Below are 15,686 nucleotides of genomic sequence, written 5' to 3'. Positions count from 1 at the left end.
AAATTGCACTTATTATCCGAATCTAGGATTGATATAAATGATTTTAAAAAATTAAACGACAACTATGGCCACGAAATAGGTGATCAAGCCTTAATAGCACTCGCCAAAACACTAAAATCGCGTTTGCGTGATGCTGATATTATTGGTCGTTTAGGCGGGGATGAATTTGTTGCGCTGATTCAGATTTCTGACAGGTTATTAATTAATAATGTGATAGATAAAATAATAAATGCTTACCACGCAGAGCTTGCAAATAAAAACCTACCAAATTTAACCTTGAGTATAGGACGTAGTTTTAGCTCTTCAGAAAAAGAGTCGTTCGAAGCATTACTAGATATTGCAGATAAAGATATGTATAGAGTAAAGCAAGCGTTTAAGGTAGCCAAAAAACCTTAAATACCTCACCGGACAGCCAGCTAAGAGCGATAACCAAACACTGAAAAAATTAAATTTATTCCTGTGTTTTGAGTAGAAAACTAATTTTGTCCAATAACACTATTAAACGCCGTTTTGGGGCAAAATAACACGCTTGATTCCTAGCTGTTTTCATTATTTGTTTACAAAGGTAATTATTGGTGAAATTATCAGGGTATGTAATATACGCGGTTTTGGTGTGTTATAAACCACCAAAACGGTGTTCAATAAGCTGTTATATTTTACTGAGAGTGCAATGTATACAAATTGGAAAACAATTAATAAACTTGGGAAAAATAAGTTACTAGCAACATCTTATATTTGGTTAGTAATTGTACCTATCGTTGCAAAATTATTTTCTCTGGCTGAGGATACTTTGGATTTTTCGAGTGTAGTTCCTGGGTTAATTTTAAGTTTAACTCTTCCATTTTCCTGGAAGTTATTTTACATAAGTGCCGTGTTTGTAGTTTTAGGAAACCTTGTGTATAACTTTTGTTGTCCTGAAATTATAAAAGATTATCCTGATTATTCTGATTTTAAAGAAGCAGGCTTAAGTAGCCAGTATTTGCAAAGTTACGCAAAGAGAATTCAACATAAAGTAGATAAAAGCATTGAAAATGTACTTGAAAATAGTGGTCATGCTCAGAGAGATGGCTACATGAAAGACTTGTTTTGGAAAATATCAGATCAAGAAAATACAACAGGTAAATTTTCAAGAGTTATATGCTTTACTTTATATTCTATTGGCTTACTGTTATTGCTCCCTACGATATTTAATAATATTTATTATGTAGTTAGTCAGCTTTAAAAATCTAATCGGGTAGCCGGAGGTCTCTAACCTCTAGCCCCACACCACCCATCATGCGCTTTTATTAACAGGAAGTGCAATGGGCGGTTCATCTCTCGTAATGAATATTGATCCAAATATCTCTCAATGACACTAAACCTTGTGACGCTAAATAGTCATTGCCTAGTGCAATGTTAATTCCTTTTGTTTTTGAGCTTCTACAAGGATCTTCGCTTCCAAGCGGCTACTTTGGGGCTGGTGATACCACAGGCTATGGCTAGTCGGGCTAGAATCTGTATTACTTTAAAGCGCAGCGTCTCTTAACCTCTTTGTGAATAATTCACTAAGTTTTTGCACAAAGAGAAGGAAACGAAACTAAATACTTTAGCTGGCTTATTCTATGTCGCTTATCATCATTGCCCGAAGCCCGAAGCCCGAAGCCCGAAGCCCGAAGCCCGAAGCCCGAAGCCCGAAGCTAAGCTATTTGCTTCTCAGCTAGATTCAATTCCATTGTCGCTTTTAATAAACGATAAAGGTTGATAGATGCATCAATCTCTTCTTTACGGTTGGTTAAACTTTCAATATTTAGACCTAGTGGCACATCTAAATGGGCACAACTTTTTAGAATTGAATCTAGGTTCTCGCGGCAAATGCGTACTGATTCGCTTAATGGGTTTTCTGCATCTAGCATGCGCCATTTGGTCGCTTCAGGCACTGAAATACCTAGCCACTGCATAAAGTCTAAGGTTTTTTCACTACCGCACGGTGTGAAAGTCAAAATGATACGGTTTGGCTTAATACCTTGCGCTTTACAATTGCGAGCATAGCTGGTGATCAAATCAATGGTGTCTTGTGCGTTGTAAACCGCTTGCGAGATAAAAAACTGACAACCTTGTGCCGTTTTTTCAAGTAAACGCTCATGCTCGTTACGTTTACTTGCATGACGCTCAGCAATGGTTACACCGCCTAGAAAGAAATCATCAGCTTGCTCTGCGAGTGCTTTATAAGCGTTAGGTAAGCTTAACTTTATATCGCCATTAGATGACGGGCTACCAACGAGTACCAAGTTTTTTAAATCAAAGTCATTTTTAGTTTCGTCAAGCCACTGGTTAAATTCGGCTTCACCACGCTGGGCAACACTCTTATAGGTGATCACATCTTGTTGTGATAATTGACGTAACAAGCGGCTGTACTCACGAGGGTCAACGGTTTGCTTAAATGGGAAAGGGCGAGGTTTTGCTGTACGGCTACTTTCGTCTTGAATGTCATAAATTACAACGCCATCATATTCAATTTCGTGTAAGCGGCCTAACAGCTTTTGTGCAATGGTTTCAAGCTGGGCTTTATCGGTACCAATACGTGGTGGTGTTGTGCCAATTAAGTAAACACCCTGATTGGTATCTTCAATTTTCTCTTGTAATGATAAAGCCATAATCCTCATTCCAGCCAATTAACGTTCTATGCTTGGTAATATAGCAGCCATTTAGACGTCTAGATAGATTTTTTTAATGAAACTTTCTCAATGAATATGAATTTAGCTCATGTTGAAGTTGTTTTTGGGTACAGTAAATACACAACTGTTTACATAAATCATTGGCCAAGGGCTCTTATATTCGGTCGGTTTGTTGCATAATCGAATATCTAACAACAATAAATTTATTCAACTAACAAGGGATAACAATGAAATTTAAATTATTAGCAACAAGCTTAGCGGTAACGCTGGCGCTGAGTGGTTGCGCAAGTAATGAAAGCGCAACGATGGTTAAAGAAGTTGAGATAGAACAAAACTCAGTAGCAAGCGCCGATAGCCGTGTGTTCTCACAAGATTATGTGCTCGAAGAGCTTGATAACGGTTTGCGGGTCATGGTGGTGAAAACTGATTACCCAGATGTCGTTTCATTGCAAATCCCGGTATCTGTGGGTTCACGCAACGAAGTTGAAGCGGGTAAAACCGGCTTTGCACACTTTTTTGAACACATGATGTTTAAAGGTTCTGAAAAATTTCCGCAAGATGTTTATTCTGATATTTTAAAAAATTCAGGTGTAGATAACCGCGCCTATACAACGAATGATTATACAAATTACCACCTAAACTTTTCCAAGCAGCACCTTGATAAAGTACTTGAAATTGAAGCTGATATTTTTCAAAACTTAAAATATTCAGAAGAGCAATTTCGTACCGAAGCATTAACTGTAAAAGGTGAATATCTTAAGAATAATGCTAGCCCAGTTCGCAAGTTGCTTTCAGCTGTGCGCAATGAAGCTTTTGAAAAGCACACGTATAAACATACCACAATGGGCTTTTTTGAAGACATTGAAGCCATGCCAGATCAAATGGCCTACGGTAAAGAGTTTTTTGATAAATTTTATAAGCCTGAATATGTATCGCTTGTGATTGTCGGTGATGTCGATCCACAAGAAACCATGGCTATGGTGAAAAAGCATTGGGGTAACTGGCAAAAAGGCGATTATGTTGCTGACATTCCAACTGAGCCAAAACAACAAGCAGCAAAGTATGTGCATGAAAAAAATGAAGGTTTACCAGGACATTGGTTGCTAGTGTCGTATAAAGGCGCGGCTTGGGAGCCTGAGAAAAAAGACCGTGCAGCCCTTGATTTGCTGTCGCAGCTTTATTTTTCAAATAACTCTGAGTTGTATCAAGAACTAGTGGTTGATAAACAAATTGCCAGCCAAATGTTTACCTATAACCCAGACACTAAAGATCCTGGTTTATTGCATGTATTTGTAAAAGTTGAGAATGAAGAAGATTTAGTTAAAGCACGTGATGCAATCAATAGTACTTATGCAAAAGCGCGTACAGAGCTTGTAGATAGCCAAAAGCTTGCTGATTTAAAGTCTAATCTTAAATATAGCTTTATAAATGGTCTAGATTCATCTCAAGCGATTGCTTCAACCCTTGCAAGTTATATGCATTTTGAACGTGATCCAGAAGTTGTCAATCAATTATACGCAACGGCAGACAGCATCACCGCAAAAGATATTCAAGACATTGCGAACAAGTATTTTGTTGATAGTAGTCGTACTACGGTGACTATGTCGTCGCTTGATAAAGTAGCTGGCTTTGAGCAAGAGGCTGATTTAAATACGCTTGTAGCTAGTAAACAAACGGTTAAAGAGCGCCACTTTAAGGTACTAGATAAAACCAATAACTCACCGCTAATTGATGTTAATTGGTTATTCCATACCGGTGCATCCGCTGATCCTAAAGGTCAAAAGGGCGTAGCAGCACTTACAGCTGCAATGCTGGCTCAAGGTGGCTCAGAATCCAAGAGCTACAATGATATTAAACAAGCTCTTTACCCATTAGCGGGCAGCTTTGGTTATCAGTTAGATAAAGAAATGATCTCGCTACAAGGGCGTGTGCATAAAGATAATGCAGCTCAGTGGTATGCGCTAGTTAGTGAGCAGTTACTTAATCCGGGTTTTAGAGAAGATGACTTTAATCGTTTGAAGAAAGAGCTGATTGATGGTATTAAATCGGGTCTTAAAGCATCAAATGATGAAGAGTTAGGTAAAGAGGTGCTTTATCATAAGCTCTATCAAGGGCACCCATATGAAAGCTATAACTATGGTGATTTATCTGATCTTGAAGCGCTCACGCTTGATGATGTAAAAGCATTTTATGCTAAAGAGTTTACCCAAGCTAAGCTTACTCTTGGTTTAATTGGCGCGGTGCCACAGTCACTTAAAGCAACTATGCTGAGAGATTTAAGTGATTTACCAAAAGGTGATCAAAGCCGCCTATCAATCCCTGATGCGCCAGAACTTAAAGGGCATCATGCAACCATTGTTGAAAAGTCTGCACAATCTACCGCAGTCTCATTTGGCTTCCCGATTGATACAATTCGTAGTAGCGAAGACTGGACTGCACTTTGGCTAGTACGTTCATACTTTGGTGAGCACCGTAGTTCTAACGCTTATCTTTATAATCGTATTCGTCAAACGCGTGGTATGAACTACGGCGATTATGCTTATATTGAGTATTTCCCGCGTGGTATGTTCCAAACAAAACCTGATGCAAACCTTGGTCGTTCTGAGCAAATATTCCAAGTGTGGTTGCGCCCACTGCGTTCAAATAATGACGCGCACTTTGCAACACGTACGGCTCTATTTGAACTTGATAAGTTGATCAAAAATGGCATGACAGAAAAAGACTTTGACGCAACGCGTAACTTCTTAATCAACTTTGTGCCGCAAATGGTCGCCAGTCAAAACCGTCAATTAGGTTACGCACTTGATAGCGAGTTTTATAACACTGACACGTTTGTAAAGTATGTAACGAGCCAGCTTGAAAAGTTAAGCCTTGCTGACGTAAATCGTGTTATAAAAGAAAACTTACAAACAGATGATATCCAGTATGTATTTATCACCGGTGATGGCAAAGATATGCAAAAGCGCTTAGCGTCTGAGCAAACATCCCCTATGGTGTATAACGCAGAAAAGCCAGCAGAGCTGGTGGCTGAAGATAAGGTAATTGCTGATTACAAACTAGCAATTCCTGCGAAAAACATTGAAGTACTTGCTGTAGATAAAGTGTTTCAATAAACGAAATTCAGATAACTAAATACACATTAACTAAATGCCCCTTAAAGTAGGGGCATTTTTGTTTGCGATTAGTTATAACTAATAACTAGAACAAATAATTACAGGGTTAACACATTTGCGATGAAATCCGTTAAACTGGCACAAAGCATATTTTGTATTAATTTAAGGTCGTCCTATGCGTCATGAAATTTGGCAACAGCTTCGCACTGAAGCAAATGAAGTTGTAACTCGCGAACCCCTCTTGGCAAGCCATGTTTATTCATGCATTTTGAACCATGAGTGTTTAGGTTCAGCATTGAGCTTTATTGTTGCAAACAAATTGTCTGATGCAGTTGTATCTGCTTTTACAATTCGCGAATTGTTTGATCAAGCTTTTGTTGACTGTGACCGAATGCTCACTCATGTTGCCCATGATATAAAAGCGGTTAAAGACAGAGACCCTGCTGCCGATACATACCTTACTGTTATTTTAAATTTAAAGGGTTTTCATGCGATTCAAGCTCATAGACTTGCCCATTGCCTTTGGCGTCAAAACCGTAAAGAGCTCGCTCGATTTATTCAAAGCCGTACCTCAGAAGTATTTGGCGTTGATATCCATCCTGCTTGTAAAGTCGGCCATGGTATTATGTTTGACCATGCAACTGGCATAGTGATTGGTGAAACCGCAGTAATCGAAGACAATGTATCTATTCTACAGTCAGTTACCTTAGGTGGTACAGGTAATGAAAAAGGCGATCGCCATCCTAAAATTCGCGCAGGCGTTTTAATTGGTGCTGGGGCAAAAGTACTCGGTAATATAGAAGTCGGCGAGGGCGCTAGAATTGGCGCTGGTTCAGTTGTACTTAGCCCTGTACCTCCGCATACAACAGCTGTAGGGGTTCCTGCTAAAATAGTTGGTAAACCAAATTGCCCGTGTCCGGCAGAAAGCATGAATCAAAACTTTTTAGAAGCAGAGCCAGAGAACGAATCGCACACCAGTGCTATGCTGTAAAAGTGTCATGTTATAAAGCGTAGTAAAGGGATTACAACGAAATGGTAAAAAATAGTCTATGGTCTTTATTGCTCGCTTTTATAGCGGGCGTAACATTAGCCTCAGGCTATTTTTTTCTAACTGCCCCGAGACCTACTCAACAACACACTGATGTAGGGGCTATTCAAACACACCCTAAAGTATCTAGAGAACCTGTTGAAGTAGCTCAAATAGACGCTTTACCCAGCGTGAAAGTAGAAAAACAGCCTGTAGATAGCGACCTTGGCTCAGAACACTCTAAAGAGCAGTTACAGCAACAAGTAAAAGAGCTAAAGCAAGCGCTAGCAGTGCAAAAGGCGACTGTTAAAAACTATCAAAAGCAACTGCGAGCTCCTTCTGATTTTGAACAAGTACTGCTTGATAAGTTTGAAGAACAAACACGTAATGAAGAGTGGGCTTATCGTACAGAAACAGCTTTAAAAGATTTCTTATTAACCGCTGATTTAACCGTTGCGCCAGAGCTTGTTAGCGCACAGTGTAAAACATCAGTGTGTAAGTTTGAATTAGTCGCACCAGAGGATAACGACGCGTTTGATCATACTCAATGGCGAGAATTAAACGATAAGTTAGTAAAGCAAGAATTTTGGCAACAATTTAAAACCAGTACCTCTACATCGAGTGACGAAAGTTTTAAATTGTTGCTCAGCACAGAGCAGTAATTTTTAGTTAGCCTGAGACTCAATGGTGCCATCGGCCAGCTCTGTAATTAAAATATCACCAGAGTTGACCTGTGCTACCGACTTAATCACCTTACCTTGTTTTGATTTAGTGATGCTATAACCACGGGCTAATACATTTAGCGGGCTGACTGAGTCTAATCGACCTGCTTGCATCGCAAGGTTATTTTTAGCACTCCCCAGCTGCTGTTGCATTGCTTGTTGTAATCGCGCTTGTAGCTGTTGCAATTGATGGTCCGCTTGCGAAAGCTTCCTATCGGGCGAGCGCTGTAACAAACGAGGCTTTAAGTTAGCTAACCGGCGCTCTTGCTGATAAAGGCGTTGCTGCATGGCATTTTGCAGTGCAAGAGTGAGCTCATCTAAGCGTTGCGCTTGCTGAGTCAGTTGGTTGCGAGGGTGGCAAAGTGTGAGCTTGTGCTCTAACTGTACTGCGAGCCTTCGTTTATCTGCCACTTGGTGTTTAAATGCATTCGCTAAGCGATTAAGCATTTGCTGAACTTGATTTGTTAACTCAGCACTGTTTGGGCTGACAAGCTCTGCGGCTGCACTGGGGGTTGCTGCACGTATATCGGCAACGTAATCACTGATTGTGGTGTCGATTTCATGGCCGACGGCACTAATAATTGGCAGTTCGCTTGCAAAAATAGCGTGCGCAAGCTGCTCGTGATTAAAGCACCATAAATCTTCTAATGAGCCGCCGCCTCGGCCAACTATGAGTACATCGACTTCGTTTCGAATATTGGCCAGGGTTATTTTATCAATTAACTGTAAATGCGCGTCTTTACCTTGCACTATGGCAGGGTAAATAACGACTTCAAGTTGTGGAGCGCGGCGCTTGAGTACCGTTAATATATCTTTTATTGCAGCCCCAGTGGCGGAGGTTACCACTCCCACTCGATGCACAACATTGGGTAAAGGTTTTTTATGTACAGAGCTAAACAGCCCTTGCGCTGCAAGGCGCATTTTTAATTCGTCAAACTCTTGCTTTAACAGGCCTTCACCAGCGGCCTCCATATGCTCAATAATTAATTGGTAGTCGCCACGGGGTTCGTACAAAGAGACCCGCGCTCGTACAGTCACTTGCGCGCCATTTTCTGGACGATAGCGTTGGCCACGATTATTACCGCGCCACATCGCGGCTTTTACTTGAGCGCGGTCATCTTTTAGAGTGAAATACCAATGACCTGATGCGGGAGTTATAAAATTTGAGATCTCCCCCGTTAAAATTAACGACGCAAATCCTTGCTCGAGCACTGTTCTTATTTCTCGATTTAGCCTAGATACGGTATAAATCGTTTGCTGCTTTGAAGTTATGGCCATAAAACGACTCTTAAAAACGTTGATAGAGGCATTTTATCATAAATATTTGCTAAATCTTATTTACTCATGCCAATAACGCTGATAAAATTTGGCCGCAATTCCTTATACAAGATCCACATGTGAGAAGTTGCCAAAATGCTTAGAATTGCTAAAGAAGCTCTTACCTTTGATGACGTACTTTTAGTACCAGGTCATTCTACTGTTTTGCCACACACGGCAAATATTTCAACTCGCTTAACGCGTGGTATCAATCTTAACTTGCCGCTAGTTTCAGCATCTATGGATACTGTTACAGAAGCTCGCTTAGCGATTGCGCTAGCGCAAGAGGGCGGTTTAGGTTTTATCCACAAAAACATGACAATTGAAGAACAAGCTAAAAACGTACGTAAAGTTAAAACGTACGAAGCGGGCATTGTTTCTTACCCTGTTACCGTTACAGCGGATTTAACCATTGCGGATGCAGTTGCACTTTCTGAAGAAAAAGGTTTTTCAGGCTTTCCGGTAACGGACGCTGATAATGTCCTTGTTGGTATCGTAACCAGCCGTGACATGCGTTTTGAAACGAAACTTGAGCAACCAGTTTCAACTGTTATGACTAAAAAAGACAAGCTTGTTACCGTTAAAGAAGGCGCAGCACGCGAAGAAATTTTAGGCTTAATGCACGAACACCGTATCGAAAAAATTCTTGTTGTTGATGACGCTTTTAAGCTAAAAGGCATGATCACAGTTAAAGATTACCAAAAAGCACAAGACAAGCCAGATGCATGTAAAGACGAGCAAGGCCGCCTACGTGTAGGTGCTGCTGTTGGTGTTGGTGCGGGTACTGATGAGCGTATTACTGCATTAGTTGAAGCAGGCGTAGATGTATTACTTATTGATACTTCACACGGCCACTCTCAAGGTGTTATCGACCGCGTAGCGGCTACACGTCAAGCATTCCCTGATTTGCAAATTGTTGCAGGTAACGTAGCAACAGCTGAAGGTGCAATCGCCCTTGCTGATGCTGGTGTTGATGCAGTTAAAGTAGGTATCGGCCCAGGTTCAATCTGTACTACACGTATTGTAACTGGTTGTGGTGTACCACAAATTACGGCTATTTCTGATGCTGTTGAAGGCCTTAAAGGTCGCGACATTCCAGTTATTGCCGATGGTGGTATTCGTTTCTCAGGCGATATCGTAAAAGCATTAGTCGCTGGTGCATCATGTGTCATGGTTGGTTCTATGCTTGCGGGTACTGAAGAAGCACCTGGTGAAGTTGAACTTTACCAAGGTCGTTACTACAAATCATACCGTGGTATGGGCAGCTTAGGGGCGATGGACCAAAAAGAAGGTTCATCAGATCGTTATTTCCAAAAATCAAATCAAGCTGACAAGTTAGTTCCTGAAGGGATTGAAGGTCGAGTGGCTTATAAAGGCCCAATCGCAACCATCATTCACCAACAAGTGGGCGGCCTGCGCAGTGCAATGGGATTAACCGGTTGTGCCACAATAAATGAGCTAAACACGAAACCACAGTTTGTACGCGTTACTTCAGCGGGTATGGGTGAGTCGCACGTTCATGATGTGCAGATCACTAAAGAAGCGCCTAACTACCGCTTAGGTTAATCTAGCTAACGTATTGAAATTACTGGGCCAGCATTTGCTGGCCTTTATTTATAGTCATTCAGGTTACCTGAATGCCAGTTCTTGACTAACGAGACCCTCAATGAGCAAAGACATTCACGATTCACGAATTCTTATTTTAGACTTTGGTTCGCAATACACGCAATTGATCGCCCGCCGTGTGCGAGAAATTGGTGTTTACTGTGAACTGTGGGCATGGGATGTTACGGAAGAGCAAATCCGTGAATTCAACCCTCAAGGTATTATTCTTTCTGGTGGCCCTGAGTCAACAACCCTAGAAAACAGCCCGCGAGCTCCTGAGTATGTATTTAATGCTGGTGTGCCAGTACTAGGTATTTGCTACGGTATGCAAACCATGGCAACACAACTGGGTGGTCGTGTACACAGCTCTGACAAAAAAGAGTTTGGCTACGCCCAAGTTGAAAAAGTAGGTGATTGTGCATTATTTGATGCCATTGAAGATCACATTACTGATGGCGGTAATGGCGTACTCGACGTTTGGATGAGCCATGGTGATAAAGTAATGGAAATTCCAGATACGTTCACCACCACAGCTAAAACATCTACTTGCCCGCATGCGGCAATGTCTAACGAAGAAAAGCGTTTTTACGGCGTTCAGTTCCATCCAGAAGTAACACACACGCATCAAGGTCAGCGTTTATTAGAACGTTTTGCAATTGATATTTGTGGCTGTGAAAAACTGTGGACGCCAGCAAAAATCATTGATGACGCCATCGAGCGTATCAAAGAAACTGTTGGTGATGACGAAGTTATCTTAGGCTTATCAGGCGGTGTTGATTCATCGGTTGTGGCTATGCTTATTCACCGCGCAATTGGCGAGCGTTTAACGTGTGTATTTGTTGATAATGGTTTACTTCGATTAAACGAAGGTCAACAAGTTATGGATATGTTCGGCAACAAGTTTGGCCTTAACATTGTTAAAGTTGATGCAGAAGATCAGTTCTTAGCGGATCTTGCTGGTAAATCTGACCCTGAAGATAAGCGTAAAGCAATTGGTCACACGTTTATTAACGTATTTGATGAGCAATCTAAAAAGCTTAAAAATGCGAAGTGGTTAGGTCAAGGTACTATCTACCCAGATGTAATTGAATCAGCGGCATCAGCGACAGGTAAAGCACATGTGATCAAGTCTCACCACAATGTGGGTGGCTTACCAGATGACATGAAGATGGGCTTAGTTGAACCTCTACGTGAATTATTTAAAGATGAAGTACGTAAAATTGGTTTAGAGCTAGGTTTACCGTACGACATGCTTTACCGTCACCCGTTCCCTGGGCCTGGTTTAGGTGTGCGTGTACTAGGTGAAATCAAAAAAGAATACTGTGATTTACTTCGCCGTGCTGATGCAATCTTCATTGAAGAACTACACAAAGCAGAGCTTTATCATAAAGTGAGCCAAGCGTTTACTGTATTCCTACCGGTTAAGTCGGTTGGTGTAATGGGCGATGCGCGTAAGTACGATTGGGTTGTAAGCTTACGTTGTGTAGAAACTATCGACTTTATGACCGCACGTTGGTCGCATTTACCGTATGAGTTCTTAGGTGTGGTTTCAAACCGTATTATCAATGAAATCGACGGTATTTCTCGTGTTGTTTACGATATTTCAGGTAAACCACCGGCAACGATTGAGTGGGAATGATAGGTGCTAACACCTAACGTCAGGTAATATATATTAATAACTGAATAAGTCTTAAAGCCCAGCGTTCTCCGCTGGGCTTTTGTTTGTGAGCTAGGGTAGGTTTGAATATTACCCTTGCCGACGTAGGCTATACATTGCCCAAAGGCCTATAACAGGCCCAGGGAGTAGCCACCATGTTACCCAAACTCCTTGAGATTGCCATAAGGTTGTTGTCAATGCAATTGACGGAATAGTCAAAGCAAAACCTATGCTATTTATAATGGCCAATATTGAACCGACTCGCTCTTTTGGGGCTGTTTCGGCAATTAGAGCTGATAACTGAGGGGAATCTGCGATTACAGTAACCCCCCAGATTGCAAGTAATAAAAGCATAACTTCGGGCGGCCAAAAGGCAACCAAGGGATAGATTAGGCAGATCAGTCCGGAGGACGCCAGAGCCAAACGCGCTACTGCTAGACTGCCTATGCGTCGACTAAGCGCTCCTCCACCGATACAACCCAATAAGCCAAGCGCGACGATGGTAAATGACATTAAGGGAACAGAATAACTCTGAGCATCTAGGCGCATTATTTCGCGGGTCACCATAAATGGAATAAGTGTCCATAGCGCATAAAGCTCCCAACTGTGCCCAAAATAGCCGAATGCAACTGCGCGTAGGCGCCGTTCACGTATGGCTGCAAAACCGTCACGTAGCTTTGCTTTGCCGCTTGAAGGCGGCAGGTGCGGTCCATCACCTAAAATGAATATAGCTGTGCCGCCCAGCAATGCTAACCCAGAAGCGCTCAGAATTGTCCACTCCCAAGGAAATTCGAGCGTTGCGCCACGCAGTAAATGAGGCAGAGCAGTGCCCATCGTTAACATACCTACTAGCCAGGCTAGAGCTGATCCTACATAGTTAGGTATCCAGCCAATTACTAGCTTCATACCTAAAGGGTATATACCAGCTAGACACAAACCTGTGAGAAACCTTAAGAGTAAAGCGTATGGCTGATAAGCAGCTACTAGAACAAAACTAGCATTAACCATCGCGCCAACTAGACAGGAAACCGCAAAAATATGATTGGCAGGTAATTTATCTGCTAGACCTGTTGTGGCAATAATTAACGTGCCAGTGATAAAACCCATCTGAACGGTTAGAGTTAACCATCCAAGGTCAGTTTCGCTTAATCCGATATCGTTAATAAGAGCTAAGCCAGCCCCATTTATGGAGAACCAAAGTGAAGTGCCACATAATTGTGCAAGGACAATAATAAATAGAGGGTGACGTTGAATTAAATTTTGCATTTCACTCCACTTTGTTCAATATAATTGATCAACCCTCTGATTAAAGCTATTTTTAGTAAAATAACGCGTTCAGAGGGAAGAGGGGCTATTGTGAGCAATTTCGATTGACTGATAAAAGATCACAAGCATTGGCAGTCTGAACATCACTTTCTGTTTTTCCTGCAAGAGCAGACGCGACAGATTTAACCTGTTTATAGCCTGTTCTTAACAAAAACGTCGGGGCACGTCCGTAGCTTTTAATTCCCACTATATATAGACCGCTCTCAGGGTGTGAAAGCTCAGTAGCACCATGTTCAGGGACCGAACCACAAGTATGAAGGTTTGGATCAATGAGTGGCCCAAGAGCTGCTGGACTTTGGGTCGCAGAATCTAGAGAAGTGCGCAACTCAGACATTACATCTAGATCTGGCCTGAACCCTGTTGCTGCAATTATCTGATCTACAGGAGGCAATTGACCTGAACGGTTTTGTAAGATCAATTTACCGTTTTCATAATTAATACTTTCAATGGCTATATTGGTAAATACTTCGATCTTCCCTTCATCTAGTAGCTTTTGAATGTGCATTTCAAGTCGTCTGCGTTCTTGTAACTCATCATTTTCAGGTGAACGAACGATGTTGTTGACGGAAGAACCACGTATCCCCCATAAAACACGCATACCATCAGATTGTTCAGAAAGTTTGACTAAATCCTGCAATGCATTAAATGCTGAATGGCCGCCACCTACGACAAGTACAGTCCGGCCGGCGTATTGTTTACGGGCAGGGCCTAAAATATCAGGCACGCCGTAGATAATAGATTGCGAAGCCGCAAGTTCACCAAGAGCGGGAATACCGTGAGCGCCCAGCCAGTTCGGTGTTTGATAGGTGCCAGACGCATCGATTACAGCTTGAACAAGAATATCGCTTTGACCTTCAGAGTTGGAGGTACGTACTACGAAAGGCGCGTTTTTCCGGCCTTCATTTCGAAGAATATCGTGATATTGACGGCTGACGTTTTCAACGCGAGTATTTAAATGCAGGTGTGGAGTAATCGCTTCGTGGGACGCTAAAGGGATTACATAGCGCTCAAGTAATTCTTGTCCAGTTGGGAATTCGCTTAGAACTGGCTCGATCCAGTCCGTTTTTTTGAGAAGAGAAATAGCAATAGGATCCATATTGTATGACCAGGGTGAGAACATACGCACATGACCCCATTTTGCTAAGTTAGAGCCAACACTACTGCCTGATTCAAAAACAATAGGAGTGAGCCCCATATCAATTAAGTTAACTGCTGCACTTAAGCCAACGGGGCCAGCGCCAATGATGGCAATGGGTAAATTTTTAACATTATATGTCATAGATAAGCCTCTGAATTTTGTTGTTACTAACAACAATTTGGTTAAAAAATAGCTTACGGGCCTAGTCGGGCTCGTGCCGCTGCGGTAAGTTTTCCTAGTAAAACAAGAGCTGCATCAACAACTTCAGGAGAGATATCCGCTATCATTGAGGCCTCTTCGTCGATCAAGGTTTTACGTATGGTTGTATATAACTCATGACCTTCAGAACTCAGTGAAATTTGAACAGCACGTTGGTCAAGTGGATCCAATGTTTTTAACGCATAGCCCTTGCGAATTAATGCATCAACTACACGACTTGTCGTGCTTTTATCGAGACACATCTCATCTGCTAAACTTTTAAGCCTCAGAGGGCCAAGTTTTACAAGCGTTTCCAGTGCGTAGCACTGAGCGACCGATACATTGTGACAGCATATACTTTCACGATCTCGGAACTGATGTACGCGGATAAGTTGGTTAACTGCTTCGTAAAGCGCTTCTGCGCGTTTAGGTTTCGAGTTCATCTATAGGGTACACTGATTTAGGTTGTTACTGACAACTATATTCTAAAGGTTAATTTTCCGCAAGCCAAAGGGATAGCTCAATTGTAAATGAATCTAAAATGGTTACTAGGACTGTTATCACAGCCATACTGTGCAATAGTAATATCATATAAAGTCGGTTGATAACGAAAACTGGTATCAACTATTAATACTTTCATAAGGTTTTGTTATATATGCCCCTTTTTTGATTACATGTTAGAGAAGGGTAACCTGTATGCGGTTTTTCAAATTAACTTTAAAATCACGTTCTAGCATGATAATTCACCGTTTTGATTATTAAAAAAGCAAACAAATTAAAAAAGTGATTTTTTTCTTTACCTTTAGCGAAAGGTCTCTATAATTCGTCGTCATTGCAGGGGCGTAGTTCCAATTGGTAGAACAGCGGTCTCCAAAACCGACGGTTGGGAGTTCGAATCTCTCCGCCCCTGCCATTTCTTCTTTACATCG

At 41.6% G+C, this 15,686-nt stretch carries 12 protein-coding genes and 1 tRNA gene; 8 read left to right on the top strand and 5 right to left on the bottom strand.

Annotation, left to right across the window (positions count from 1 at the left end; translation table 11 throughout):
- The coding region (locus tag B5G52_RS09795; RefSeq protein WP_140394314.1) for a GGDEF domain-containing protein at positions 1–396 on the top strand (396 nt) is incomplete at its 5' end.
- 274 nt (positions 397–670) lie between these two features.
- Complete coding sequence (locus B5G52_RS09790; protein WP_087532476.1) at positions 671–1,222, top strand: hypothetical protein; 552 nt, start codon at positions 671–673, stop codon at positions 1,220–1,222.
- A gap of 454 nt (positions 1,223–1,676) precedes the next feature.
- Here B5G52_RS09790 and B5G52_RS09780 read toward each other — a convergent pair whose 3' ends face one another.
- On the bottom strand, positions 1,677–2,633 hold the full coding sequence (locus B5G52_RS09780) for a methylenetetrahydrofolate reductase (protein ID WP_087532475.1): 957 nt from the start codon (positions 2,631–2,633) through the stop codon (positions 1,677–1,679).
- Positions 2,634–2,881: 248 nt separating this feature from the next.
- Between B5G52_RS09780 and B5G52_RS09775 the strand changes: the two genes are divergently transcribed.
- The 3 genes from B5G52_RS09775 (at position 2,882) to B5G52_RS09765 (ending at position 7,456) form a co-directional block, all read left to right on the top strand.
- On the top strand, positions 2,882–5,767 hold the full coding sequence (locus B5G52_RS09775) for a pitrilysin family protein (RefSeq protein WP_087532474.1): 2,886 nt from the start codon (positions 2,882–2,884) through the stop codon (positions 5,765–5,767).
- Positions 5,768–5,942: 175 nt separating this feature from the next.
- The gene (gene cysE, locus B5G52_RS09770; RefSeq protein ID WP_087532473.1) at positions 5,943–6,758 is read left to right on the top strand and encodes a serine O-acetyltransferase; all 816 of its coding nucleotides are present in this window, start codon (positions 5,943–5,945) and stop codon (positions 6,756–6,758) included.
- Between the two features lie 41 nt (positions 6,759–6,799).
- A complete protein-coding gene (locus tag B5G52_RS09765; protein WP_087532472.1) occupies positions 6,800–7,456 on the top strand; it encodes a hypothetical protein in 657 nt (218 codons plus the stop codon).
- A 3-nt stretch (positions 7,457–7,459) separates the two neighbouring features.
- Here the strand turns inward: B5G52_RS09765 and xseA are convergent, their stop codons facing one another.
- Complete coding sequence (xseA, locus tag B5G52_RS09760) at positions 7,460–8,794, bottom strand: exodeoxyribonuclease VII large subunit (protein WP_087532471.1); 1,335 nt, start codon at positions 8,792–8,794, stop codon at positions 7,460–7,462.
- A 135-nt stretch (positions 8,795–8,929) separates the two neighbouring features.
- Here xseA and guaB point away from each other — a divergent pair, with 135 nt between their 5' ends.
- Both guaB and guaA read left to right on the top strand, forming a co-directional pair.
- On the top strand, positions 8,930–10,399 hold the full coding sequence (guaB, locus tag B5G52_RS09755) for an IMP dehydrogenase (RefSeq protein WP_087532470.1): 1,470 nt from the start codon (positions 8,930–8,932) through the stop codon (positions 10,397–10,399).
- Between the two features lie 100 nt (positions 10,400–10,499).
- Positions 10,500–12,077 (top strand): glutamine-hydrolyzing GMP synthase, encoded by a 1,578-nt coding sequence (guaA, locus tag B5G52_RS09750; RefSeq protein ID WP_087532469.1) that lies wholly within the window; start codon positions 10,500–10,502, stop codon positions 12,075–12,077.
- Between the two features lie 108 nt (positions 12,078–12,185).
- Here guaA and B5G52_RS09745 read toward each other — a convergent pair whose 3' ends face one another.
- The 3 genes from B5G52_RS09745 to B5G52_RS09735 form a co-directional block, all read right to left on the bottom strand.
- The gene (locus B5G52_RS09745) at positions 12,186–13,361 is read right to left on the bottom strand and encodes an MFS transporter (RefSeq protein WP_087532468.1); all 1,176 of its coding nucleotides are present in this window, start codon (positions 13,359–13,361) and stop codon (positions 12,186–12,188) included.
- 85 nt (positions 13,362–13,446) lie between these two features.
- Positions 13,447–14,700: an NAD(P)-binding domain-containing protein gene (locus B5G52_RS09740; RefSeq protein WP_087532467.1), complete on the bottom strand. Its 1,254-nt coding sequence runs from the start codon at positions 14,698–14,700 to the stop codon at positions 13,447–13,449.
- A 53-nt stretch (positions 14,701–14,753) separates the two neighbouring features.
- The gene (locus tag B5G52_RS09735; protein WP_087532466.1) at positions 14,754–15,200 is read right to left on the bottom strand and encodes a MarR family winged helix-turn-helix transcriptional regulator; all 447 of its coding nucleotides are present in this window, start codon (positions 15,198–15,200) and stop codon (positions 14,754–14,756) included.
- Positions 15,201–15,593: 393 nt separating this feature from the next.
- On the opposite strand from B5G52_RS09735, the gene B5G52_RS09730 reads away from it, so the two are divergent.
- A tRNA-Trp gene (locus B5G52_RS09730) sits at positions 15,594–15,670 on the top strand.
- Positions 15,671–15,686: the final 16 nt, after the last annotated feature.

Origin of the sequence: Pseudoalteromonas sp. A601 (assembly GCF_002165575.1) — a bacterium.
Taxonomy (GTDB): domain Bacteria; phylum Pseudomonadota; class Gammaproteobacteria; order Enterobacterales; family Alteromonadaceae; genus Pseudoalteromonas.
The sequence above is the reverse complement of the archived record's forward strand: the minus strand, read 5'-3'. Positions and strand labels throughout refer to the sequence as shown.